The sequence below is a fragment of the Paenisporosarcina sp. genome (assembly GCF_049671445.1).
Classification (GTDB): domain Bacteria; phylum Bacillota; class Bacilli; order Bacillales_A; family Planococcaceae; genus Paenisporosarcina.
This window is the reverse complement of sequence record NZ_JBATUX010000118.1, coordinates 149,163-175,281: the sequence shown is the minus strand read 5'-3', so window position 1 is coordinate 175,281 and position 26,119 is coordinate 149,163. Positions and strand designations below refer to the sequence as shown.

General features: G+C 37.0%; 25 protein-coding genes. 5 read left to right on the top strand and 20 right to left on the bottom strand.

From position 1 onward, the window contains the following. Positions 1 to 157 precede the first annotated feature (157 nt). The 4 genes from WBG45_RS14840 (at position 158) to WBG45_RS14825 (ending at position 3,255) form a co-directional block, all read left to right on the top strand. Positions 158 to 901, top strand: coding sequence for a metal ABC transporter ATP-binding protein (locus tag WBG45_RS14840; protein ID WP_424415758.1), 744 nt, complete (start codon positions 158 to 160; stop codon positions 899 to 901). Further along, positions 901 to 1,764 carry a metal ABC transporter permease gene (locus WBG45_RS14835; RefSeq protein ID WP_424416001.1) on the top strand — a complete coding sequence of 288 codons (864 nt, stop codon included), beginning with the start codon at positions 901 to 903 and terminating at the stop codon, positions 1,762 to 1,764. Before WBG45_RS14840 ends, WBG45_RS14835 begins: the two co-directional genes overlap by 1 nt. A 17-nt stretch (positions 1,765 to 1,781) precedes the next feature. Continuing rightward, positions 1,782 to 2,726 (top strand): metal ABC transporter substrate-binding protein, encoded by a 945-nt coding sequence (locus WBG45_RS14830; protein ID WP_424415756.1) that lies wholly within the window; start codon positions 1,782 to 1,784, stop codon positions 2,724 to 2,726. A gap of 139 nt (positions 2,727 to 2,865) precedes the next feature. Further along, the gene (locus WBG45_RS14825) at positions 2,866 to 3,255 is read left to right on the top strand and encodes an SET domain-containing protein (RefSeq protein WP_024534948.1); all 390 of its coding nucleotides are present in this window, start codon (positions 2,866 to 2,868) and stop codon (positions 3,253 to 3,255) included. Positions 3,256 to 3,437: 182 nt separating this feature from the next. On the opposite strand, the gene WBG45_RS14820 is transcribed toward WBG45_RS14825, so the two are convergent. Both WBG45_RS14820 and WBG45_RS14815 read right to left on the bottom strand, forming a co-directional pair. Beyond that, positions 3,438 to 3,695: a hypothetical protein gene (locus tag WBG45_RS14820; protein WP_424415754.1), complete on the bottom strand. Its 258-nt coding sequence runs from the start codon at positions 3,693 to 3,695 to the stop codon at positions 3,438 to 3,440. A 279-nt stretch (positions 3,696 to 3,974) separates the two neighbouring features. Continuing rightward, the gene (locus WBG45_RS14815; RefSeq protein ID WP_424415752.1) at positions 3,975 to 4,283 is read right to left on the bottom strand and encodes a hypothetical protein; all 309 of its coding nucleotides are present in this window, start codon (positions 4,281 to 4,283) and stop codon (positions 3,975 to 3,977) included. 381 nt (positions 4,284 to 4,664) lie between these two features. Between WBG45_RS14815 and WBG45_RS14810 the strand changes: the two genes are divergently transcribed. Then, entirely contained in the window at positions 4,665 to 5,483 is an 819-nt protein-coding gene (locus tag WBG45_RS14810; RefSeq protein ID WP_424415750.1) for a protein-glutamine gamma-glutamyltransferase, read from the top strand. 257 nt (positions 5,484 to 5,740) lie between these two features. Here WBG45_RS14810 and mutL read toward each other — a convergent pair whose 3' ends face one another. The 18 genes from mutL to WBG45_RS14720 all read right to left on the bottom strand — a co-directional run bounded on the left by mutL (position 5,741) and on the right by WBG45_RS14720 (position 26,119). After that, the gene (mutL, locus tag WBG45_RS14805) at positions 5,741 to 7,531 is read right to left on the bottom strand and encodes a DNA mismatch repair endonuclease MutL (protein WP_424415748.1); all 1,791 of its coding nucleotides are present in this window, start codon (positions 7,529 to 7,531) and stop codon (positions 5,741 to 5,743) included. A gap of 24 nt (positions 7,532 to 7,555) precedes the next feature. Next, positions 7,556 to 10,132 carry a DNA mismatch repair protein MutS gene (gene mutS / locus WBG45_RS14800; RefSeq protein ID WP_424415746.1) on the bottom strand — a complete coding sequence of 859 codons (2,577 nt, stop codon included), beginning with the start codon at positions 10,130 to 10,132 and terminating at the stop codon, positions 7,556 to 7,558. 81 nt (positions 10,133 to 10,213) lie between these two features. Beyond that, entirely contained in the window at positions 10,214 to 10,753 is a 540-nt protein-coding gene (cotE, locus tag WBG45_RS14795) for an outer spore coat protein CotE (RefSeq protein WP_424415744.1), read from the bottom strand. A gap of 430 nt (positions 10,754 to 11,183) precedes the next feature. Beyond that, positions 11,184 to 11,618, bottom strand: coding sequence for a RicAFT regulatory complex protein RicA family protein (locus WBG45_RS14790; protein ID WP_024534955.1), 435 nt, complete (start codon positions 11,616 to 11,618; stop codon positions 11,184 to 11,186). Beyond that, complete coding sequence (gene miaB, locus WBG45_RS14785) at positions 11,615 to 13,156, bottom strand: tRNA (N6-isopentenyl adenosine(37)-C2)-methylthiotransferase MiaB (protein WP_424415742.1); 1,542 nt, start codon at positions 13,154 to 13,156, stop codon at positions 11,615 to 11,617. Before miaB ends, WBG45_RS14790 begins: the two co-directional genes overlap by 4 nt. 248 nt (positions 13,157 to 13,404) lie before the next feature. Further along, complete coding sequence (locus tag WBG45_RS14780; RefSeq protein WP_024534957.1) at positions 13,405 to 13,674, bottom strand: stage V sporulation protein S; 270 nt, start codon at positions 13,672 to 13,674, stop codon at positions 13,405 to 13,407. Between the two features lie 87 nt (positions 13,675 to 13,761). Further along, positions 13,762 to 14,559: a TIGR00282 family metallophosphoesterase gene (locus WBG45_RS14775; protein ID WP_424415740.1), complete on the bottom strand. Its 798-nt coding sequence runs from the start codon at positions 14,557 to 14,559 to the stop codon at positions 13,762 to 13,764. Positions 14,560 to 14,618: 59 nt separating this feature from the next. After that, entirely contained in the window at positions 14,619 to 16,178 is a 1,560-nt protein-coding gene (gene rny / locus WBG45_RS14770) for a ribonuclease Y (protein WP_424415738.1), read from the bottom strand. A gap of 206 nt (positions 16,179 to 16,384) precedes the next feature. Further along, positions 16,385 to 17,440: a recombinase RecA gene (recA, locus tag WBG45_RS14765; RefSeq protein WP_108584704.1), complete on the bottom strand. Its 1,056-nt coding sequence runs from the start codon at positions 17,438 to 17,440 to the stop codon at positions 16,385 to 16,387. 229 nt (positions 17,441 to 17,669) lie between these two features. After that, positions 17,670 to 18,920 carry a competence/damage-inducible protein A gene (locus WBG45_RS14760; protein ID WP_424415736.1) on the bottom strand — a complete coding sequence of 417 codons (1,251 nt, stop codon included), beginning with the start codon at positions 18,918 to 18,920 and terminating at the stop codon, positions 17,670 to 17,672. A 14-nt stretch (positions 18,921 to 18,934) separates the two neighbouring features. After that, positions 18,935 to 19,513, bottom strand: a complete 579-nt coding sequence (pgsA, locus tag WBG45_RS14755; protein ID WP_024534962.1) for a CDP-diacylglycerol--glycerol-3-phosphate 3-phosphatidyltransferase — start codon at positions 19,511 to 19,513, stop codon at positions 18,935 to 18,937. A 49-nt stretch (positions 19,514 to 19,562) separates the two neighbouring features. Further along, positions 19,563 to 20,444 carry a RodZ domain-containing protein gene (locus WBG45_RS14750; RefSeq protein WP_424415734.1) on the bottom strand — a complete coding sequence of 294 codons (882 nt, stop codon included), beginning with the start codon at positions 20,442 to 20,444 and terminating at the stop codon, positions 19,563 to 19,565. A 16-nt stretch (positions 20,445 to 20,460) separates the two neighbouring features. Continuing rightward, complete coding sequence (locus WBG45_RS14745) at positions 20,461 to 21,258, bottom strand: DUF3388 domain-containing protein (RefSeq protein ID WP_024534964.1); 798 nt, start codon at positions 21,256 to 21,258, stop codon at positions 20,461 to 20,463. A gap of 174 nt (positions 21,259 to 21,432) precedes the next feature. Then, on the bottom strand, positions 21,433 to 21,690 hold the full coding sequence (locus tag WBG45_RS14740; protein ID WP_024534965.1) for a DUF3243 domain-containing protein: 258 nt from the start codon (positions 21,688 to 21,690) through the stop codon (positions 21,433 to 21,435). A 44-nt stretch (positions 21,691 to 21,734) separates the two neighbouring features. Then, entirely contained in the window at positions 21,735 to 22,463 is a 729-nt protein-coding gene (gene ymfI, locus WBG45_RS14735) for an elongation factor P 5-aminopentanone reductase (RefSeq protein WP_424415732.1), read from the bottom strand. Then, on the bottom strand, positions 22,460 to 23,764 hold the full coding sequence (gene yfmH, locus WBG45_RS14730; protein ID WP_424415730.1) for an EF-P 5-aminopentanol modification-associated protein YfmH: 1,305 nt from the start codon (positions 23,762 to 23,764) through the stop codon (positions 22,460 to 22,462). The genes ymfI and yfmH overlap by 4 nt, the downstream gene beginning before the upstream one ends. After that, the gene (gene yfmF / locus WBG45_RS14725; RefSeq protein WP_424415728.1) at positions 23,745 to 25,037 is read right to left on the bottom strand and encodes an EF-P 5-aminopentanol modification-associated protein YfmF; all 1,293 of its coding nucleotides are present in this window, start codon (positions 25,035 to 25,037) and stop codon (positions 23,745 to 23,747) included. Before yfmF ends, yfmH begins: the two co-directional genes overlap by 20 nt. Positions 25,038 to 25,159: 122 nt before the next feature. Further along, on the bottom strand, positions 25,160 to 26,119 hold the full coding sequence (locus tag WBG45_RS14720) for an ABC transporter permease (protein WP_424415726.1): 960 nt from the start codon (positions 26,117 to 26,119) through the stop codon (positions 25,160 to 25,162).

Here is a 26,119-nt window from a genome sequence, read left to right as displayed (position 1 = left end):
GTAGCACAACTTTCTATATATATTTTTCCTTATTCAGTTGCTTTCTGAAGGGTTTCCGCATATAGTTGTTCTAAGGAAACTTTTTTTCAAATAGGAAATAATTATTTTTATATAAAGAATATGTCACTTGGACATCTTAATAAAGGAGGAAAATTTCATGACAACCGCCATTACTGTTAACGAATTATATGTATCGTATAACGGCACTGAAGCTTTAAAGAATGTAAGTTTCACAGTAGAAGAAGGCAATTTGGTCGGAATTATCGGACCAAATGGTGCTGGTAAATCGACTCTGTTAAAGGTTTTATTAAACCTAATCAAAAAGGATAACGGGAATGTCGAAATACTAGGGAAATCAATAAAAGAAATGAAAACGAAAGTTGCTTACGTTCCTCAACGAAGCAATATTGATTGGGATTTCCCAATCACGGTTATGGACACAGTTTTGCTTGGGACTTATCCGAACTTAGGAATCTTCAAACGACCGAAAAAAGAACATAAGTTATTAGCTATGGAATGTTTAGAAAAAGTTGGGATTGCGCATCTTTCTAATCGTCAAATAGGGGAACTATCAGGTGGTCAACAACAAAGGGTCTTCCTTGCTCGTGCTTTGGCACAAAAACCTGAAATGTATTTTCTTGATGAACCATTCGTTGGCGTCGATGTCACGAGCGAAGAGAAGATTATCTCCATTTTAAAAGAGCTACGGGACAGCGGTAAAACGGTTGTTGTCGTCCATCATGATTTAAGTAAAGCTAGTGATTACTTTAATGAATTGATCCTTTTAAACAAAGAGTTAATTGAACATGGAGATGTCGAAGAGGTCTTCCAACCACAAGTACTAAGTAGAGCTTATACAAATCAATTTCCTGTAATGGTTAGTGAAGAGGTGAAAGTATGATGAATTTTATTGAAGCGCTCATCCACTACGAATTTTTGCAGAAAGCCTTATTGACATCAATAATGGTAGGAATCATTTGTGGAGTGATCGGTTGTTTTATTATTCTACGAGGAATGGCCTTGATGGGTGATGCAATTTCTCATGCGGTGCTCCCTGGTGTTGCATTATCTTATTTGCTTGGTATTAACTTCTTTATTGGAGCCGTTTTTACTGGATTAATAACAGCACTAGGTATTGGTTTCATTAGTCAAAATAGTCGTATTAAAAATGACGTGTCGATCGGCATCATGTTTACTGCTGCATTTGCATCGGGAATTATTCTAATTACGTTTATGAAAAGTAGCACGGATTTGTATCATATTCTTTTCGGAAATGTGCTTGCCGTTCGCCCATCTGAAATGTGGTCGACTTTACTCATCGGAATTTTTGTTCTCGTAAGTATTTATGTTTTTTATAAAGAATTACTGGTTAGTTCGTTTGATCCAACAATGGCTGCAGCATATGGCTTACCTACAAAAGTCATTCATTACTTCTTAATGGCCCTACTTACTTTAGTAACAGTGGCTTCATTACAAACAGTAGGAATAATACTAGTAGTAGCAATGCTCATTACACCAGCCTCCACTGCGTATTTATTAACCGATCGACTTTGGGTCATGATTTACTTATCAGCTGGGATTGGTGTATTGTCATCCATTCTAGGATTGTATTTTAGTTATACGTACAACCTAGCATCAGGTGCGACCATTGTACTTGCGGCCACAACTTTATTTGTTCTTGCGTTTTTATTTTCACCGAAACAAGGTTTGGTATGGCGCTCAATTAAGAGTGCACGAAAAAGAGAAATGCATTCACAATCATAATTATCTGGAGGAAAAAGATGAAAACTATAAAATATTTTACAGGTATCATGAGCATCTTATTGCTCCTACTTATTACAGCGTGTGGTAAAGAAGATGAAAATGCTACAAAAGATCCAAATGAAAAAATTCAAGTTATTGCTACCTATTCAATTGTTTACGATATTGTAAAAAATGTCGGCGGAGATCGTGTTGAAATTCATACGCTTGCTCCAGTGGGATCTAATCCTCATGAATATGACCCGCTTCCTAAAGATGTTCAATTAACAACAGATGCGGATGCCGTTTTCTACAACGGACTAAACTTAGAAGCAGGAAACTCATGGTTTGAAAAACTATTACTTACTGCCAACAAAGGCGAAAAAGATTCACCCGTTTTTCAAATGAGTAAAGGTGTTGAACCAAAATATTTGACCACTAAAGGGAAAGAATCTGAAGAAGATCCTCATGCCTGGTTAGATATTCGCAACGGAATTAAATATGCTGAAAATGCAAGAGATGGGTTGATTAAAGTTGACCCTGAACATGCAGATGTCTATGAAAAGAACGCTCAAGCATACATTGATAAATTAGAAACTCTTCATGAGGAATCAGTTTCACGTTATAACGAAATTCCAAAAGAACAGCGTCTATTAATTACAAGTGAAGGTGCTTTTAAATATTTCTCAGAAGCTTATGATTTTGAAGCAGCTTATATTTGGGAAATCAACTCAGAAAACCAAGGATCTCCAGAACAGGTAAAATCAGTAGTTGATTTTATTAGAACCAAAAAAGATCCTGTATTATTTGTTGAAACGAGCATCGATCCTCGTAGTATGGAAACGGTCTCTGCTGAAACTGGAGTTCCGATATTCGGTAAAGTATTCACTGACTCAATTGGTAAGCCAGGCGAAGACGGCGACACGTATATCAAAATGATGGAATGGAATATTGATACAATTTTCAATGGTTTAACGAAAAAATAATGAATATGGTCATCTGTTTTCCTTGTAGGATTACGATTTAGATTCCACATGTTATACTTGTGACTTGCTGGATGGTTTAAATGCTATATCATCCTGCAAGTAATAAACAATTAACAAACGAATTGAGAAGGTGAACCTTATGATCGAAATAAAAACATCTACATTAAGTGACGGAGAATTAAATCGTGGCGTATTTGCAAAACGAGATATCAAAAAAGGTGAACTTATTCATGAAGCACCGGTTCTCCCCTATCCAAATGAACAACATGAACATGTTGAGAAGACGCTTTTAGCGGATTATGCTTTTGAGTATGGCATCAACCATACGGCATTGGTTTTAGGATATGGTATGTTATTTAATCATTCATACCAACCTAATGCGATGTATGATATTAATTTTGATAATCATACATTTGATTTCTTTGCTTACAAAGATATTAAAGCTGGAGAAGAAGTGTTGATTAACTATAACGGAGAAGTCGAAAATGATGATCCATTATGGTTTAACGAAGAAAAAGCCAACGATTGATTAGCCTATGCTAGTCCTTCGAAGACATTGAATAAGTACACTTAGTTTATCAAAGGGGCTATCCTAAACGTCATAAAATATGACTAAGGGTAGTTCTCTTTTTTTATTTAGTGTTGTAGATTTCCGTTCCATACGTGAAAGTGGAATAAACGAATGGTAATCACGAGTTGTTTGTATGTATATCATGTATGTATGGCTATTTGGCTTATAATAATAATTAATGTTACAAATATAACACCCGCAACAGCACTAACTTTTGCCTGTTTAATTTCTTTTTCAGTAACGTCTACTCCATCTATCGAGTTGTGCCGCCTCCGCCTTTCAATTGCAGCTTTAGGTTGATAATAGATCCTAAGCAAATTTACATGTCCGCTTACTATTGCTTTCTTTGGATTAAAGAATTGCCATATAAATATTATATATAAAGGAATAAATAACAAATAAACTACTATTTAAATCCCCTCGCAATTAATCAAACTGTACTTTAGTTGAATAACTATTAAGCTTTTTTATTATCAATGTAGTATTACTTCTTAGGTTCGTCTTCTAATTCCTTTTCAATTTCTACATTATTATTCCGCAATATTAAAATAAATGTTATTCAATACAACCTGATTTAGGTATTTCTTCGTCCTCCATTCAATACGAGTCTTTCTGATGTCTCACTTATATCTCTTACCCTACTGTGTAACAAATCACTAAAATCTCATTAATCTTCATTATTCAGTTGAGCTTCCTATATTGGAAGTATCGTCTTCAACAGAAACTAAAGCTAAGTCATTACTTAGTTTTACTTCTAAATAGTATTTCTTATTATTATCATTCTGCACGATTACAGAATAGTTTCCGCGACCAACATCATATCTTGTGCCACCATTAGTGAGATTTCCATTCTCATCATATTGGTTTATGACATATTCTTTTGCAAAATTAAATGCAGTAGCTTCGTTTTTTTTTAGATCTATATATAACCAACTAAAAGAAAATATTACTGTGCAAAGTGCAATTAGAGATATTTTCTTCCACATATTTTTTATCCCCTATACTAGCAATTTTCTATCAAAACACATAATTTACCAATTCGAAGTAAAGCATTTCGTTGAGAACTATATTTAATGTCCATCGATCAATAACCAATCTCGTAGTTGAAGAACATCAATATTAAACATAAATATTGACTCTTTTCTAATTCAACTATTTCCCGTGAACATTTGTTTTGTTGAAGGAAAGAATTACTAATGCAGTAATACTTTTTATGATGCAAATAATGGTTTCTATTGTTCTCATTCTTCTCACTTGTTAAATTCACTTGCTTTTTACCTAACTTCTACCTATTTTTTGTGATAGCTACACATTAAAATGATTTTTGAATATGCTAGGTAAGAATGTAAATTGGAAAGAGGTTTATTATGATTCATCTATCGGGGATGCCCTTTCAACAAGGTGACATGTGGTCGTCTGGTAGTATTGAACGCATGATTATTCAACGGATGATTGAAGATACAGTCGTTTACTCGTATCAATTCATAGGTGAATTATCTTTTGAGCTTAAGTTACGAAAAAATATCATATTAAGTGCAAGAGCTATGAATCAAAGCAATGTGCGGTTTGAAAGGTTTTTAAATTCTCGTTGTAATCCTCAATACTGGCATTTGACGAATACCGGAGGGTTTTTGCTGCGGCATGGAGTAAAACCATCAGACGCGATTCAGGATATCTACATGAACAGTTCACAATATGCGTTTGAATGCGCAACTGCAAAGGTTATTATTTATTACCATGCGGTCCTAAACGTTTTAGGCGAATCCTTATTTAATCAATTCTTTCAAAACATGTATTTATACGGCTGGCATGCTGATCCTGACCTTGGAAAAAATGTAACTTACACAACCCATTTTCTGCCTGGAGATGTCGTCTATTTTGAAAATCCGGACTTCCATCCACAAACCCCTTATTGGAGAGGAGAAAATGCTGTTGTTCTAGGAGATGGTACGTTTTTTGGGCATGGATTAGGAATAATGACAGCTGAACAAATGATTCATGCGCTGAATCAAGCGAGAATGCCAGGGACAAATCAATCAGCCTATCTGACAAATATAGTTGCAAGACCATCTTTTAACCATTTGGCGAAACTTTCGATATCGCAACTTGGTTATTCGGTTCATAAATACCAACATATCGTCCATCATAACGAAAGTTCGGTTCCAATTGACCGATATGTGTTCTAATTGTAATCGCATCGTCCTCGACCCATACCGAATAGGCTGCAAACTGATTTCATATCTTCTAATAAAACAGGGACTACCAATTTGATTGCGAATTGATAGTCCTTTTGTGTTTTGTTTTAAGTTTTTGCACCCCACAAGAGAACCCGTTAACAAGTTCACAGTGCTTTTAGAGTGATATTCGATTGGTTATTTCTTTGATTAAAAACCTACGTTTTGCAGATTTTTTGATTCAAAACTTCATGCTATCGTAAAAAAAGTTACATAACCCGTTTAAACATCTTTTCAATCTCATATATGGAGAAATGAACAATCACAGGTCTTCCGTGTGGACATGTAAATGGATGTTCGGCTTGTCTTAAGTCAAATAAGAGCTTCGTCATATCATCTTTTGTTAAATAATGATTGGCTTTAATCGACCGTTTACAACTCATCATTATGGCTGCATCTTCTCGTAACTTCTTCACGTCCGCTTTTCGATTAGTCAATACTTGTTCTACTAATTCTTTGACTATTTCTTCTTCAAATCCTTTTGGAAACCATACTGGATGATCCCTAACAATGAAAGTTGTAGGTCCAAATTCTTCAAGTGATACTCCGACTTCTTCAAGTTGATCAGCATGTTCTTTTAAACGTAATGCTTCATCTGCTGAATAATGCATCGATAAAGGAATGAGCAAAGACTGTCTCTCCCCCGCTTCAACCTCACCAACTTTGTCACGGAAAAACTCATACTTAATTCGCTCTTGTGCCGCATGCTGATCGATTAAATAAAATCCATCTACACTTTGAGCAACGATATACGTACCGTGAATTTGACCAACGATATCAAGTTCTGGGAATGGCTCTTTTGAAGAAACGGCTTGCATGTTTTCAATAGGAGGAACTAATGGTTCTTGATGTTCTTCCGGTTCTTTTACCATTAATGGTTCAGGTGGTTTATTAAATGTATGCATCGATCGATTTTCCGTATGTGTTGGTTGGACCGGTTTTGACTTCCACAAATCCATTTGTTCACTTGAAACAGCTGCTTTTTTAGGTTTTTCAGCAATTTCTGGTGCTCTCATTACTGAACGAATACTACTTCGAATCGTATCTTCAACCAATTGTTGCAACTCTTTTTCTTTACTTAATCGAATATGTTGTTTAGATGGATGCACGTTGACATCAGTCAAATAAGGATCCCCAACGATATTCATGATGACGAGTGGGTACCGTTCAATGGGTAAGAATGTATGGTACGCATTGACAATTGATTGTTGAACACTGTAATGCTTAACCCAACGGCCATTTACAAAAAGCGTCAGATAATTTTTAGATGCACGTGTGATTTCTGGTAGGGACGCATACCCGTGAATACGATAATCAGATGATTCGCCTTCAAACGGAATCATTTTTTTGGCAATTGCCATTCCATAGATAGCCGCGATTACTTGTTGTAAATCTCCACGGCCATTCGTATGAAGCAACACTTGGTCACCGTGTCTTAATTTAAATGCAATTGATGGATAACAAAGTGCCAATCGATTAATTAAATCGATAATATGTCCTAGTTCTGTTTGAATGGTTTTCATATATTTCAATCGAGCTGGTGTATTGAAAAACAGTTGGGAAACTTTGATATCTGTCCCTTTTCGAAGTGCACCGGCTTGTTGTTTTTTTACATGACTGCCTTCAATTTCAATACTTGTCCCAGTAGTTGAACCATCAGAAGTCCATAATGCCACTTTAGATACCGATGCAATACTGGCAAGTGCTTCTCCCCGAAAACCAAGTGTTCGGATACGGAAAAGATCATGTTCATTGGCAATTTTACTTGTCGCGTGTCTTGAAAAAGATAAAATCGCATCTTCTTCATCCATCCCGCTCCCATTGTCGGTGATTTGGATGGTTTGTAAGCCAGCTTCTTCTAGATATATATCAATTGAAGTACTGCCGGCGTCAATCGCATTTTCCACAAGCTCTTTAACGACAGAAGCAGGTCGTTCTACAACTTCACCCGCAGCGATTTTATTCGATAAGGGTTCGTCCATTAAACGAATATATCCCATAGAATCTACTCCTTTCACACAAGCTTATTTACCGATTTTTTGCTGTAGTTCATATAAAAACTGAAGTGCTTTCATCGGTGTGGTCCCAGATATATCTATATCTCTAATAGAAGATAATAAATCGTCCTGCGCAGGTTCTTTTGCTATTTTCTCGGATTCTTCCTTAGATTCTTGGAAGAACGTTAGTTGTTCGTTAACTGTGGTCGAATGATCGTTGTTTTCCTGTTCTTTCACTGACTCAAGTTCTTCCAAAATATCTCGAGCTCGAGCAAGTATTGGTTCAGGTAGTTGCGCAAGTTCTGCCACATGTATACCGTAACTCTTATCCGCAGGTCCACTTTTCACTTTATGTAAAAAGACGACTTTTCCACTTTGTTCTACAGCGGCTACATGAACATTTCGCAATTTATCTAATTGCTGTTCTAGCTGAGTCAATTCATGATAATGTGTTGAGAACAAAGTATTAGCACGAATTTCTGTATGAATATACTCCATCATCGCTTGTGCAAGTGCCATTCCATCATATGTGGATGTGCCTCGACCAATTTCATCAAACAATAATAAACTTCTTTCTGTTGCGTGAGTGATTGCGTAAGTAGACTCAAGCATTTCAACCATAAATGTACTTTGTCCCGCTGCTAAATCGTCCGCTGCTCCTATGCGAGTAAAAATTTGATCTGTAATAGGCAACAGAGCCTCTTCTGCGGGCACATAGCATCCCATTTGACCCATTATAACGGTAATGGCAACTTGTCGCATATACGTGCTCTTACCAGACATATTTGGGCCAGTAATTAATAACATATTTTCTTTAGCCGTAAGTGCACAGTCATTGGGTACATAATGTTGTTTGTTCATCATTTTTTCAACGACAGGATGACGACCGTTAACTATGTTTAATTCCAAGCCATCATGGAACGTTGGTTTTGTTAAGCGGTAATGGTCTGATACTTCAGCGAAACTCGAATACACATCCAGTTCACTTACTTTTGCGGCCAATTGCTGAACTTGTGGAATATATTGTTTTACTTGCTCACGAATATCTACAAAAAGTGAATACTCTAAAGCTAAACTTTCTTCTTCTGCAGTTAAAATTAATGATTCCTTTTCTTTTAACTCATCTGTAATATAACGTTCAGCATTGGCTAAGGTCTGCTTTCGTTCGTAGCGTGTCAAATCAGCTAAATGAATATTTGACTTAGTAATCTCGATAAAGTATCCAAATATCCGATTATATCCGATTTTGAGCCCTTTAATCCCAGTTCGCTCTCTTTCTTTTAGCTCAAGAGCGGCAATCCAGTCTTTGCCGTTTTTCTTTGCATAACGAAGTTCATCCAAGCGTTCATTAAAACCATCTCTAATGATATCGCCTTCTTTAACAGATAGCGGTGGATGGTCCGAGATTGCCTCTTTTAATAAAGTTAGAAGTTCTACACATTCATCTAATTGCTGCGCAGCTTTTATCAATGCGGGCTTCGTGCTTTCTTTCAATTGTTCTTTAATAAGTGGTATTTGAAGAAGTGATTGTCTCAATTGACTTAAATCGCGACCACTGGCAGTGCCAAAAGAAATGCGTCCAATTAATCGTTCTAAGTCATACACTTCTTTCAAGCTTTCTCTAATATCAGCACGAACAAAATAAGCTTCGAGCATTTCAGTAACAATTTCAAGGCGTTCTTCAATTTTCACTCGATTAGCCAAGGGTTGGTGTAGCCACTGTTTTAACTTTCTTCCCCCCATAGAGGTCATTGTTTCATCCAGCAACCAATATAATGATCCTTTTTGATCTCCACCACGAAGTGATTGAACCAACTCTAAATTTCGTTTTGAATGAAAATCAATCGTTAATAATTCTTCTCGCTCTTGGTATTGGAATGCTTGAATGTGATCAAGAGACCGTTTTTGTGTGCGATGCAAATAATTCATTAAGCGGTGACATACTCCGTGAACGTCCTGCGGAATTTGCTCAATAAACGATTCGTCCATAAGGGATTCAATCGCTGTCTCTTCAATTGATAATAAAATCGAATTTGCTTCAGCTAAATCCGACAATAGGACAAATAATTGTTCTGGAACGACGAGTTCACGAATTGATAAGGTTTGTAATTCTTGAATCAGATTTTTTTCTGATCCTGTCACAATAGCGCTTGCACCTTCACCCGTCGATAAATCTAAAAAGGCATAGGCATAACGATTTTCAGCAATTTCTTCAGCAGCTGCAATAAAGTTATTGCTTTTTCCATCCATATTCTTGCCTTCAATAATCGTACCAGGTGTGATTAAGCGAACCACTTCACGTCTCACGACACCTTTTGCTTGTTTTGGGTCTTCTGTTTGCTCGCAAATAGCGACGCGATATCCTTTTTGAATAAGCGTCTCTATGTAATTTTGTGCGGCATGGTGAGGCACCCCACACATAGGGATTCGATCTTTGCTACCCCCATCACGGCTGGTTAACGTGATTTCAAGGATTTGCGATGCACGAATAGCATCTTCAAAAAACAGTTCATAGAAATCTCCTAAGCGGAAAAATAGAAAAGCATCTGTATACTCAGACTTTACCTGTAAGTATTGTTGAATCATAGGTGTATAGGTGGTCATGTCAAAACCTCTTTCGATTACTAGCGATTCTTCCATTATAACAAAATAACAGAAAAAAAAAGCCGGATTTCCTATCCCGGCTTAAGAAGATGATGATGACGACGAACTAGATTCGTCAAATTTTGATGTAGATGATGAACTTTCGTCTCTATAAGACCATTCTTCTTCAACGTCTTGCGGTTGAACTTGAATAACTACTGTTGTTTCGCCTACAACTTCTGCATGTAATTCTCGTTCTACAGTTACTTTAAATAGTTCACCATCAGGTGTAATAATAGCTTCTGTACAATTTGGTTGTTGAACTACACGCACATGCACATCTTCCGCTCCATGCACGTCTTCATCACGGTAATGCAGCTTGATGCGTTCTTTGTAAGGGACTGATTCAGAAAAAACAGATGTTTTGGAGTGATCGTGATGTGCATACCAAACGTTAATTTCATACTTCCCTGTCACTTCAACAAATTTACCCTGCTTTTTCGCCTGGTGACTGTGATTAATAACCCAACACCCTAATATGCTAGAAGGGTTATTTGGTGGACGTAATGTTTCACAAACTTCCGCTCTCTTTTTACCTTTCGCCACGACTGCTTTCGTTACGATTTGACGGACATATTTCAAAGCCATCCTCCTTCGTTCGATTCTTTTTCATGATATGCAGGGTGTGCCCATTAGGTGAACATAAAAGTTTAAAGCTATGTTTTTGTTTTTCAGTGATTTTAAGAAATACGATTCTTTTAGGTATTGGATAGTTTTTACTCCATTCCTAGACCCCTTGGAGGGATTCTAAAGGTTCTAAAGAGTCTTGGTGGGTCGATAACCTATTCTTATAGATGAAACTGGTTTCAAGGTGTTTCAGCGCTATATTGGTTTTGAGTCCAAAGAGTCGGATTTTGACTTCGATAGAAAAGATTTTTGGGATTTTGTACAACCTGGAGTGGCACTTCGTTAACCTGGAGCCCCACTTCGTCAACCTGCAACCTCACTTCGTCAACCTGGCACAATGAAAAAAACTGTTTCCTCAATTAAAAGGAAACAGTTTTTTATGGTTTTATGAACAACTACCTGGCTTATTATTTTGTACTCGTGAACCAGTTTCTCCGCGCAGTACATCACCTTCTGTTGATTCAATAATTTGGTTTGTTACGTTATTTGAAATGGTGTTTGCGACAATTTGTAATAAGTCGTTAACATCACCTTGTGATTGTTTAAACTCTTGAACGATTGGAAGATCATCGATTTCTGCTTCAATTTTCTCGATTTTACCTTCGATTAATGCTAACGCTTTTTCTTTTCCGTATTGTTGGAAATTAACCGCTTGTTTTTGAAGACTTTTTAGACTAGCAATTTTTTCGCGGATTTTTTGATTTTCGTTAATTTGTGCTTCTGCACGTTTGAAGAAATCAACTTCTTCTGTTTGCGCAATCATTTCTGCGATTTCTTTTGCTTTAGTAATTATATCTTCTTTTGTATATTTCGTTGTCATGAGACACCCACTTCTTGGCCGGAAACGACTTCAACTAATTCGCCTTCTAATGACCATGTTTTTGTTTTTGTTATTTTTACTCGTACTAGTTTGCCAATAATGTCATTTCCACCGACAAAATTCACAAGCTTACTTGTTCTAGAATAACCAGCTAGTACCTCTGGATTTCTCTTGCTTTCACCTTCTACTAAAACTTCAACAATTTGGCCATCATAATTACTCATGGCTTTTGCAGATAACTCGTTAACAAGGTTATTCAACCGTTGTAATCGCATTTTTTTCACTTCCATCGGCACATTGTCTTCCATTTTAGCAGCGGGTGTACCATCACGTGGTGAATAAATGTACGTAAACGCGTGTTCGAATTCAACCTCTTTATATAAAGACATGGTTTCTTCGAACTGCTCGTCCGTTTCATTTGGGAAGCCGACAATGATATCAGTCGTTAAGGATGCATCAGGTAAAGCAACTTTGATTTTACGAACTAACTCTAAATATTGTTCACGACTATATTTACGAGCCATTAACTTTAACATGCTTGATGACCCTGATTGAACAGGTAAATGAATATGTTCTACTAAATTCCCTCGTTTTGCAAGAACTTCGATTAAATAATCATCAAAATCTCGAGGATGACTAGTCGTAAAGCGAATACGAGGCAAATCAACTTGACGAAGATCATTCATTAAATCTCCGAGACGGTAAGTAATATCATCAAAGTCTTTGCCGTACGCATTTACATTTTGTCCTAGCAATGTGACTTCTTTGTATCCTTGAGCCGCTAACTGTCTTATTTCTTGAATGATATCTTCTGGTCTGCGACTGCGCTCTTTTCCACGTGTATATGGAACGATACAGTACGTACAGAACTTATCACAACCATACATAATATTGACCCATGCTTTTATTGTACCACGACGAACTTTTGGTAAGCTTTCAATGACATCGCCTTCTTTTGACCACACTTCAATAACCATCTCTTTTGAAAGATATGCTTCATTTAAGATGTTCGGCAATCGGTGAATATTGTGCGTACCAAAAATCATATCGACTTGATTATAAGTTTTTAATATTTTATTGACAACAGATTCCTCTTGGGACATACATCCACAGACGCCAATTAGTACATCTGGATTGTCACGCTTAATTTTTTTATAGTGTCCCAGTTCGCCAAATACTTTGTTTTCAGCATTCTCACGGATTGCACATGTGTTTAGCAAAATGACATTAGCTTCTTGAACATTGTCTGTAGACGTGTAGCCTAAATTCAAGAAAATACCAGCCATCACTTCTGTATCATGCTCATTCATTTGACATCCGAATGTTCGAATAAAAAACTTACGACCGGCTCCCATACCTAAAAATTCAAGATTAATGGCAAAATCTTTATGATACGCGATATCTTCTTTTCCACGTTTTTTTGCTTCTTTTAAAGAGGGCTGAACATAAACTGATTGGAAATATTGACTATAATCTTTTTCAGTTTTATTCTTTACTTCTGTAACTTGCGAGGTATGTATGCGTTGTTCTTCATTCATTTGAAAACCCCTTTCATCAAGTTAATCACATTAGACGAAAACATTATTTCTCTATTATACTGACACCCTAGTCATTCATACAAGGTACTCACTTCAATTGTCGATGTTTCGACAAAGAAACTGTAAATGTCCAAAGAAATTTATCGCCATTCAATTGCGTTTCATTATATATATGTCCGTTTCATAGTTGAAAAACTGGTTCAGAAACAACAAAAAACCCAATCTTTTTTGAGATTGGGTTTTTCAAATTAAGTTCGTGTACGCTTTTCAACTAACAGTTTAATAGCTGTTCGGTCTTCACCAGAGATTACGATATCTGTAAATGCAGGTGAACAAATTAAATCTGACCCACTCGGTGCGACAAAGCCACGTGCTATTGCTACTGCTTTTACAGCTTGATTCAGTGCTCCTGCTCCAACTGCTTGCATCTCTGCATACCCTTTTTCACGGATAACTGCCACTAATGCACCTGCCACTGAATTTGGATTTGATTTTGAAGATACTTTTAATGTTTCCACTACGATTCCTCCTTGTCCTTGCTGACCGTTGGACAATTAATCTGTCCATAAATCACTATATGCAAGTGCAAAGAGGGTTAGAAGACGTTATCCTTTGAATGGATAATCTTCATTAATATAAATACGTTCAAACGAAATAGCTTTTCCTGTTTGATTGTCTAGTTCCACAAAAAATCCGCTAAGTACGGAACGTCCTGATTTTGGCACTTCAAAACGAGCTGGCATATTTGTTTTGAAACGATACAATACGTCTTCTTTTTTCATGCCGAGTACACCATCGTAAGGACCTGTCATACCTACGTCTGTAATGTAAGCCGTGCCGCCTGGGAATATGCGTGCGTCTGCCGTTTGAACATGTGTATGAGTTCCTACAACAGTAGATACTTCTCCATCTAAATGCCAACCCATTGCAATTTTTTCACTCGTTGCTTCTGCATGGAAATCAACAAAAATTAATGGAGATAGTTCCTTCGCTTCTTTTACAAGTTCCGTTGCTTTTTTAAATGGATCATCGTGAGGAGGTAAGAAAGTTCGACCATGTAAGTTAATCACTGATAGCGTATGACCATTTTTTGTCACGCTAGTCATCCCTTTACCTGGTGCATCATCAGAAAAGTTTGCTGGTCGGATTAAATAATCGGTATCATCAATAAAGTCAAAAATTTCTTTTTGATCCCATGTGTGATTCCCCATCGTAACTACGTCAACACCCATAAAGAGCAAATCTTGAAAGATTTTTTTTGTTATCCCACGTCCAGATGCTGCATTTTCTCCATTAGCAATAACCACATCTGGTTGGTATTTTCTTTTTAATCTTGGTAAATAGTCTTCTAATGTATCGCGACCCATTGATCCTACAATGTCTCCAATAAATAATACTTTCATTTTCATTCCTTCTTTCGTTTCAAATAAAAAAAGGCTTCAAAATGAAGCCCTTTTTTTACTTATTTAGCGTATTCAACAGCGCGTGTTTCACGAATTACCGTAACTTTAATATGGCCCGGGTAATCCATTTCTTCTTCGATTCGTTTACGGATGTCACGTGCTAAACGATGAGCAGTAATATCATCGATTTGCTCTGGACGAACCATGATGCGAATTTCTCGACCTGCTTGAATAGCAAATGATTTTTCAACACCATCGTAAGACTCTGAAATTTCTTCCAGTTTCTCTAGACGGCGAATGTAATTTTCTAAAGTTTCACTACGTGCTCCAGGGCGAGCAGCTGATAATGCATCTGCTGCAGCAACTAGAACAGCAATGACAGACGTTGCTTCTGTATCACCATGATGGGAAGCAATACTGTTAATAACTACTGGATGTTCCTTGTACTTCGTTGCAAGTTCTACACCGATTTCAACGTGACTACCTTCCACTTCGTGGTCAATAGCTTTCCCGATATCATGTAGTAATCCTGCGCGACGGGCAAGTGTTACATCTTCACCAAGTTCAGCTGCTAATAAACCAGCTAAAAATGCGACTTCTTTTGAATGTTTCAGTACGTTCTGTCCATAGCTTGTACGATATCTCATACGACCCATGATTTTAATTAAATCTGGATGTAAATTATGAACACCTACATCAAACGTAGTTTGTTCACCGATTTCACGAATTTGTTCATCGACTTCGCGTCTAGACTTTTCAACCATTTCTTCAATACGTGCTGGGTGAATACGGCCATCTTGGACTAATTTTTCAAGTGCCAAACGAGCAGTTTCACGACGAATTGGGTCAAATCCTGAAAGAATAACAGCTTCCGGAGTATCATCGATAATTAAATCAATTCCAGTCAATGTTTCGAGCGTACGGATGTTACGGCCTTCACGACCAATGATGCGACCTTTCATTTCATCATTTGGCAGGTTAACAACTGATACAGTTGTTTCAGCTACATGATCTGCTGCAAAACGTTGTATTGCTAATGAAAGGATTTCTCGAGCCTTTTTATCAGACTCTTCTTTCGCACGTGTTTCAGATTCTTTCGTCATCACTGCGATGTCAGTTGCTAATTCATTCTCTACTTGGTGTAGAATAACGCCTCTAGCTTCTTCACGCGTTAATGCAGAAATGCGTTCTAGTTCTGTTTGTTGTTTGGCAACTAATTCAGCCACTTTGCTTTCCATCTGCTCGATATGCTTTTGTCTCTCAGTTAGAGCATCTTCTTTGCGCTCAAAACCTGCTTCTCTTTTGTTAAGAGCATCATCCTTACGATCAAGGTTTTCTTCTCTTTGTAAGTACCGATTTTCCTGTTTTTGCAGTTCAGCTCGGCGTTCACGGATGTCAGATTCTGCTTCAGATCTTAATTTGTGAGTTTCATCTTTTGCTTCCAGTAATGCTTCTTTTTTAAGAGCTTCCGCTTCGCGCTTCGCCTCATCTACGATGAGAACAGCTGACTGCTTCGCACCAGTCACTTTTGAATCGTTCACATTTTTAATAAAAAAGTAGCTAACTAAGGTACCGACGATAAGACCAAGCAAAGCGGAGATGATAATTTCAGGCAACATTTGAACACCTCCTCTTGCTTATTTAATTTTCATTTTCATTTTCAGGTGGCTCATATATAAAACGATCCAATATACTGCCAAATGGTTTTCATTTAAGAGATTATACAAGTTTAATTGTATAGATGTAAAAATACTCTGTCAAGGATACACAAGTGTTACTAAAGGAAAAATAGCCTGCCGATTTTCGGCAGGCTATTACTTTAAAGTTATTTGTCTAGCAATAACTCAAACTCTTCTTCTTCTTCCTCGTCATGAGCGGCAATTGTATAAGCAGTTGCCATCATACCGTATGCAGCTCTAATCTTTTGAGCAATCTCATTACGAGTCGCATCGTTCTCTTTAAGGAATTGTTTTGCATTTTCACGCCCTTGACCAAGACGATCATCATTATATGCATACCAAGAACCACTCTTATTAACGATATCCATTTCTACACCTAAATCGACAATTTCACCTTCACGTGAAATTCCTGATCCGTACATGATATCAACTTCTGCAGTACGGAAAGGCGGAGCTACTTTATTTTTAACGATTTTAATTTTTGTTTTATTTCCCATAAATTCATTACCTGATTTAATCGTTTCTGCACGACGAACTTCTAAACGAACTGAACTATAGAATTTCAACGCACGGCCACCAGGTGTTACTTCAGGGTTACCAAACATAACGCCTACTTTTTCACGAATTTGGTTAATGAAAATAGCAGTAGTCTTCGATTTACTAATTGCTCCTGATAACTTACGTAGAGCTTGAGACATTAGTCTAGCTTGAAGACCAATATGGGAATCGCCCATTTCTCCTTCAATCTCTGCTTTTGGCACAAGAGCTGCTACAGAGTCAATAACGATAATATCAACAGCACCACTTCGTACAAGTGCTTCTACGATTTCTAATGCTTGTTCCCCTGTATCTGGTTGTGACAATAATAACTCATCAATATTTACACCTAAGTTTTGAGCGTATACAGGATCTAATGCATGCTCAACATCAATAAATGCAGCTTGACCACCTGCCGCTTGTGCTTCTGCAATTGCATGAAGAGAAACAGTAGTTTTACCAGAACTTTCTGGTCCATAAATTTCAATAATACGGCCACGTGGATACCCACCCACACCAAGTGCTACATCAAGTGCAAGTGACCCACTAGATGTCGTTAAAATTTCACGATCCGTTTTTTCGCCTAATTTCATAATTGAACCTTTACCAAATTGTTTTTCAATTTGTTTTAACGCCATGTCTAACGCTGCTTTACGATCGCTCAAGAATGGTTCCTCCTCTAATTTCAAACACAAATTTAACTTCTGTCTCTACTATACTTGGTTTATGAGAAATATACAAGAAAAAAGCGAACGTTCATTCGCTTTATTTTTTGGGCAAAATAAAAATTCGGACCTTAAAAACGGTCCAAATTTTTACTTTAAGCTATTTATAGCCTTCAAAATTAAATTTTGCTTATAAATTTAAAGATAAAATTAATTTTAAAAACTTATTCTAAAGACTTTTATTAGGAGATAACAATTGAATTAAATAATGAAGAGTACGTTTTACAGCTCTTAATCGATTGGTATTTCTGATATCACTTAAATGCAATTCATGAGTAACCACTTCATCGTTTGGAAGAATAATTGCAATCCAAACTGTTCCAGCTGGTTTATTTTCAAGTTCAAGTGGGCCTGCAACACCAGTTAAGGCTACCCCAATATCCGATTTAAACATTGTTTTCACTTGTGTGGCCATTGCAGTTGCACATTCTTCACTAACAACACCATATTGCTCAATAATTTCTCTTGATACGCCAAGTTGGTTCACTTTGGAATCTACCGCATAAGTAACCATGCCACCTAATAAGGTTGACCCAACCCCAGCAATAGCAGCTAATTCTGATTGGAACAAGCCAGCCGTTAAACTTTCTGCTACTGAAATAGTTAAGCCTTGCTCTATTAATAATTTCGTTGTACTTGAAGCAAGAGAATCATCGTTATACCCATATAAGTAATCCCCTACACGAGAAAGCAAAAGTTGTTGTGTTTCATTTATTAATCTCCAAGCTTCTTCTTCGCTTGACGTTTTAGCTGTAACACGTAAAGTGACTTCGCCATCAGAAGCAAGAGGAGCAATCGTAGGGTTAGTTTGTGTTTCTAATAAATCCATGATTCGTGTTTCAAGTTCAGCTTCGCCAATGCCATAGAAACGCAAAACTTGAGAAACGATTATTTCGCCATGATTCAATAAACTTGCTAATAATGGTTTTGCTTCAAATTGAAACATCGGTTCCATTTCTTTCGGTGGACCTGGAAGAAGAATATACGTATGTTTCCCATGTGAATACAACATACCTGGAGCCATACCATTTTTATTCTCTAATACTTTACAACCATTTAATACGAGTGCTTGTTTTTTGTTATTCTCAGTCATCGGACGATTCACACGCAGGAAAAATGCTTCAATTGACAACATTGCCGTTTCGTCCATAACAAGTTCGGTACCTAAATGTCTTGCAATCGTTTCTTTCGTCAAATCGTCTTTTGTTGGTCCAAGACCGCCCGAGAAGATAATTAAGTCTGCTCGGGACTCAGCTAGCTCGATGGACTGTCTTAATCGCTCTGCATTATCACCGACTACAGTGTGATAATACACATTTACACCAAGTTCAGCTAACTGATTTGATATATAGCGAGCATTTGTGTTGGTGATTTGACCTAATAATAGTTCGGATCCTACAGCAATAATTTCAGCATTCATATCCAATTACACCCCTATTTTGAATCAAGTAAAACACGTCGGTTCGCATAGAAATAATCCCAGCCAGACCAGACTGTAAAGAACAACGACACATACAACATAATTGTAGCGAATGGAATGTTGAACATTTCAAAAAAGATATTATGTAGTAACAAAGCAGAAATCGCGACAATTTGCGTCCACATTTTAATTTTCCCAAGTTGCTTCGCGGCAACAACTTCTCCTTCGTCAGCTAAAATTAAACGAAGTCCAGTCACTGCAAATTCACGACTAATAATTAAAATGACTACCCATGTAGGCGCAAACTCTAGATCAACTAAAATAATAAGAGCAGCAGAAACTAATAATTTATCAGCAAGTGGATCTAAAAACTTCCCCATGTTGGTAACTAAGTTATGTTTCCGTGCATAATAACCATCGATAAAGTCAGTAACAGCTGCAAAAATAAAGATAATTGCACCTATCACGTGTTCGATCGGTAAAGTAGCTCCTAAGAAAGAAACCTCTTCCCAACCAAAATCAACAAGCATAAAAACGACAAATACTGGAATCATAATAATTCGTGAAACTGTAATTTGATTTGGTATATTCATTATTTTTCTCCTTTCGATTCAAAGAAAATAGCCATCTTGTTAGAGATGACTATTGCGGTTTAGTAAATTGAATCAGCATATTTTGAGTAACTCTTTCTGTTGGTGGAGTTCCATACTCCACTTTTTCATCATTTACAAACACATCAATTTGCGATGCTGAACCAACTCGAATACGAGCCGATTTTACTTCACTTAAATCAAGGTTAATCGTTTCGCCAGCTTTTAAATTATCATCCAGCAAATCTGCACCTAATTCATTTTTCACGCCAACCCAAGCGTTTCCACGAGCAACAATTTTCACTGAAAATGTCTCTGTTCCCGACAGGGTATAATTCGTTGTTTCACCTTCTATTGTACCCATTTCAATCGTCTGCGTTGGTTCTTCTTCGACAGGTTCTTCTTCGACTGGTTCTTCTTCAACAACTGGTTCTTCTTTTTCAGTATCGTCTGGAGAAGTAGTCTCACCTTTTGTTTCAGGTTCTTCTAATGACAATGGTTGTTCAGTTTCTGTTGCAGCTGGCTCTTCGTTCTTCGCTAAATTTTGATAGAAGACCCAAAAAATTACGATACCAATAATGATAAATAATCCCACCAAGATCATTGGGAAAATATCGCTTAAACTGCTCGAAGATTTAGATAAAGATCTACGTCTTGAAGGAGTTGTTGTAATACTTTGTCGTACTTCTTCCGTGGTAGAAGAAGGAACTTCTTGTTTATATGACTCTAGCAATTCATCTGAATCTAAACCTACTGCGTCAGCGTATTGCTTAATAAATGCACGAACATAAAACGGACCAGGCATCATGCTGTAGTTGCCCTCTTCGATACCGGCCAGATAACGTTTTTGAATTTTCGTGATTTCTTGTAAGTCGTCTAAACTATATCCTTTTGCCGTTCTCGCCTCTTTCAGACGAGTTGATAATTCAGTCAACTAAAACACCTGCCTGTTAAAAATTAAAACCACCGAAGCCTTCAAAATTACCTCTTTCAGACATCATCTGGTTTTTCTCCATCATTTCATACGTTATAACTTCATCTGGGTCATGTCTTAGTTCAATAATGTAGTCAAAGTCTTCAATTGTGTAATCCGATTGTTGTATGAACATGTCTGGATGTTCTACGACCTTAATTGAAGGAAGACGCATCATTTCACGAACTAATTGTAAATGTCGTTCATCTGTTGATTGTTTTGTAACAATTCCATCTAAAATAAAAATATTATTATCGCTAAATTCGTCCCCTGCTAATCGGCTTCTTACTGTTTGTTTAATCATGGTCGAAGATAAAAATACCCATTTTTTATTCGCACTGACACTAGCTGCAACAACAGATTCTGTTTTTCCTACACGAGGCATCCCACGAATCCCTATTAACTTGTGTCCTTCTTGTTTAAACAATTCTGCCATAAAATCAACGAGAAGACCAAGTTCATCCCTAGCAAAACGGAAGGTTTTGCGATCATCGACATCTCTTTGTATGTATCGTCCGTGTCTAACTGCTAAAATATCACGTAATTTAGGTTCGCGGAATTTAGTTACACGAATAGTATCCATTGTAGAAACAATTAGTTCAAAACGTTCAATTTGCTCATCATTTTCTGCACGAAGTAACATCCCTCGTCTTCCCTGGTCCACACCGTTAATTGTAACGATATTCACCCGAAGCATACCGAGTAATGAAGCAATGTCTCCGAGTAATCCTGGTCGGTTTTTTTGTATTTCGTATTCAAAATACCATTCGCGCATAATGTAACGACCTTTCTGTCTATCTTTTTAACAGAGCAAGCCTTTAATCTGAAAAGACTTTAAAGTCGTCACTGTTATGAATGACGCTTTCAAATGCTCTAGGTTCTATCATATCTGATTTATGTACGTAAGAAAAGGAAAAAAGAAAAGAAGGAACAATGTCCTTCTTTTCTTTTACTGCACTTTTTTCTGCTGCACTAATTTTACGACCATGTTTGCAAGCGCATGTTGTTCATCTTCTGACGCAACTGACCACAAATCAGAAAGAACACGCTCTTGTTCATTTTTCGGATCCACATTTTTAGCCAAATAATCACCGATTTCATAAGCTGTAGACTGGATAGCTTTTTTCGACATTCCAGTAGCTTCGGCGTTCATTACGTTGGTACCTAAAAAGTTTGTCCATTTTTGCCAATTTTCAAGTAAGGCCATGTTTATTCCTCCTTTTCACAATCAGTATGTGCAAAAAAGAGAATTTATATGTACCAACCACCATTAACTCGTAACACTTGCCCCGTAATATAATCTCCATTTCCACTTGTTAAAAAAGATACAAGATTTGCCACGTCCTGCGGTTTTCCAATTTGATTTAGCGGTATGTCATTTTCAATGACCTGTCTTTCTTCATCATCCAACGACCTATTCATTTTCGTGTCAATAAAGCCAGGCGCAATTGCATTAACACGTACTCCAGAAGATCCGGCTTCTTTTGCATATGCTTTTACAAATGCATGTTGCGCACCTTTAACAGCTGAATAGACTGTCTCTCCAGCAGCACCAGTCTCACCCCAAATCGATCCTATAATGACAATATAGGATTTAGTAAACCGCCTTAATTTAGGGGCTAACTGACCTATGATTGACATGGGTGACTGGACATGGGTTCGCCAAACTAATTCCATGTCTTGTGAGGAGGTATCTTCAAGCAATTGATAAAGCGCTTGCCCGGAAGCAAATACAATTGCTTGAACTTCAAAAAGCTGTGCGAATATATTATTTACTGAATTTAAATCCCCAAGATTGGCCTGAATAATATAATGATCTTGGTTTGGATAAAGTTCTTGTAGATTCTTCTGCAAGTTTTCCATCGCTTGTTTATTTTCATGGAAATGTAAATATAAACTCCAGCCCTGTTTGGACATCTCTAGGGCTATAGCCTGCCCTATTTCACCTGATGCCCCAAAAATACAGGCGAATTTCTTCATGATGTTTGTTGTTCTTTCTTAGGAAGAACGGAAAAGACTGTCTGCTGCTCTTCACCTTGAATAGAAGTAAAAGCTTCTTGCAAATCGACAACAGTGATTTTTTCTAATGCAGGTACTGCATCGAATAAATCCATATCATTAAAAGCATAGCGCGTAAATTGATTTGCAATAAATTCAACAGAATTTAAAGCTCTTAGGAAATAACCAATTTTTTTCTTACGAACACGATCTAAATCTGCTTGACCAAATGGCCATTTTTCTTCTACTTTTTTCAATTCTTTTTTAATTGCTTCTACTAATTCCTTTGGTTTAGCTGTATCAGAACCAATAATAGCAAATCCATATCCTTTTTCGAGTGTAAAATCAAAAGCATATGATTCATCTATCCAGCCCTTTTCATAGGCTTCTACATAGAAATCTGAAGAACGACCAAAAATCAATTCTAAAGCTAGTTGAATTCCCATTTCATGTTTCATCATGGCGTCGCCTTGTACAGATGTTTCTTTCGCTTTCAAACCTACATATACTTTTGGCTTTTGAACGTCCATGTACAGTTTATTTTCTTGTTTTGCGACTTCTAACGGTTCTTTTGGGAATGAACGCTTAATAGGTTGAGAAGCTGCAAATTCTTTTTTATTTTGATGTTCTCGTATATATGTCATCATATCTTCTGGATTTACTGCACCAACTACAAATAACAACATGTTTGATGGATGGTAAAATGTTTCGTAACATGTATACAAATGTTCTGCAGTAATGTCATCAATTGATTCAATCGTACCTGCAATATCAATCTTCACTGGATGATCTTTGTACATATTTTCAATTGTTCCAAAATATAAACGCCAATCAGGTTGATCATCATACATCGTGATTTCTTGTCCAATGATCCCTTTTTCTTTTTCGACTGTAGCTTGAGTAAAATAAGGTTCTTGCACGAAATTTAATAAAGTTTCTGTATTCTCATATAAATGATCCGTTGCAGAAAATAAATAAGCCGTACGCGTAAATGAAGTAAACGCATTAGCGGATGCACCGTAGCCACTAAACTTTTGAAATACGTCGCCATCTTCTTTTTCGAACATTTTATGCTCAAGGAAATGTGCAATTCCATCAGGTACGGTGATTTCTTCAGAATCTCCAAGAGGAACAAACGTATTGTCAATTGAACCATACTTCGTTGTAAACGTAACAAACGTTTTAGAGAACCCTTTTTTCGGTAAAATATATACGTCCAAGCCATTATCCATTTTTTCATGGTACAGTTTTTCGTCTAATTGTTTAAAGTGAAGCTCCTTCATGTGACATTTCCTCCTTACCAGACAAGAAATAAACGAGTTTTTTATTGATTGACTTCGCCATCTCTTGAATATCATCTTTTGTAACGGTCTCCCATTTAGCTACCCAAGAATCTACTGTGAATTCTTCTCCCAAATCTTTATACTGATCAAAAATCTCGATTTGACCTCTTGCAGAATCAAGCGCTTCTTTCAACTGATTCTTAAGCATAGCAACTGTTTGATCAATTTCATTTTCCGTAATTTCACCGTTTTTCATTGCCTCTAATTGTTCATCAATTAACCGAACCGCTTTTTCCTGTTTGTTTGCGTCAATTCCTGCTAATACAAATAGAAGACCATAGGCTGAAGAGAACGAACTTGACACATAATAAGCCATGCTTTCCTTTTCACGAACATTCAAAAATAATTTCGCATGAGGATATCCGCCAAAAATACCGTTTGTTATTTGCATTTTCGGGAAATCCGGATGAGTAAACGTCACATTTGTTTCATAACCAATGTGTAGTTTTCCTTGCTTCATTTCTTGATATTCATTGACCACATTCTTATCTACAGTCGGATGTTCAACATCTTTATGAAGATCTTTTTGTTTTAATTGTCGAGCTGTAAATGGAAATGCTGACTTCAGTTTTGATGTCATTTCTTCAACATCTACATCACCTACAACATATATATCTAATTCATCTTCTTCGAGCATTTTCTTATATGCATCAACTAATGAATCGGTTGTAATTGCAGTGACGTCATCAATTGTTCCGTTTGCACCAATTGAGGCTGGGTGATTAGGACGTAGTAACTCCACTAAGCGCTGTTGTGCATATCTTGTTTTATCATCATATAGCGATTCAATACGTTGTATAACTGAATCTTTTTCTCGTTTTACAATAGAGTCTTTAAATTTCCCTTGTTCAAAATTTGGGCGGAACAACACCGTTTGTAATAAATTTAGAACTTGGTCTAGTACCCCGTCTGTAGTTAGATACTGATCATTTACCGTTTCAGCGAGCAAAGTAATATTATGATGGCTTCCTTTTTTACTTGAATCCAAATACAGGATTGTACCGTAAAGTTCATCTAAATGACTACGAAATGCAGGATTAGATGGGAAAAGCTCATTGCTGTGCACTAAAACATTTGCAAGTACCGAACGTTCAGATGCAGATTGATTTGTTAATTCATGTTTGAATTTGAAAGAGAAGTTAACCGTTTTAAATTGATCTGTTGGTCGAATATGTAGATGGATACCTGGTTGTAACTCGATGGATTGAAACATTGAAATTCCTCCTATCTCTTTAATATGCCATACCATTACTTTCACTATACATGTTGCTGGTAAATGATTGCAAATAGCCTGCAAAAAAGGACTAAGCAATTTGCTTAGCCCTTTCATATTATTTATCGATTCCCTTTTATATAAGGAGTTCCTAAAGCTTTTGGTGCATTTGCTTTTCCGATGAAACCAGCCAAAGCCAGAATTGTTAAAACGTAAGGTAAAATTAACAAGAATACACTTGGAATTTCACTAATATATGGTAATGACCCACCGACGATACTTAATGCTTGTGCAAAACCAAAGAATAAGGCTGCTCCCATAGCACCAAGTGGATGCCATTTACCAAAAATCATTGCCGCTAAGGCCATAAATCCTTGTCCATTAATAGTCGAATGACCAAAGTCTAATGAAATTGATTGAGAATAAATCGCCCCACCAATTCCTGCTAAACCACCTGAAATCATTACGGCAATATAGCGCATGCGAGTTACATTTATCCCCATCGTATCTGCAGCCATTGGATGTTCACCAACTGCACGTAATCGAAGACCGAATGGAGTATAATACAACACAACCCATGCAAGGATTGCAATCCCTATTGCTAAAATTGAAGTCCAATACACGTTTTGGAACAACATTGGACCTAAAACTGGAATATCCTTCAAGAATGGAATGTCGTCACGTAAGAATCGTTCTTGAACAAAGTCAGTTTGACCTTTATCATAAATCATTTTAACTAAGAACAAACAAAGTGCAACTGCCAATAAGTTAATCGCTACACCTGAAACAACTTGATCTGCACGAAATGACACGGATGCCACTGCGTGAAGTAATGAAAATAGAGCTGCAACTACCATAGCTGCTATAAGAGCCACCCATTCTGTACCTGCTCCAAAAACATTTACGAAAGTTAAATTAAATAATATACCGATGAAAGCACCCATTACCATGAGCCCTTCCAATCCGATGTTAACTACACCCGAACGCTCAGAAAACACACCACCAATGGCTGTTAATATAAGAGGTGCTGCATAAGCAATTGCCGCTGGAACTAGGAAATATAGGATTTCTAAGAAACTCAT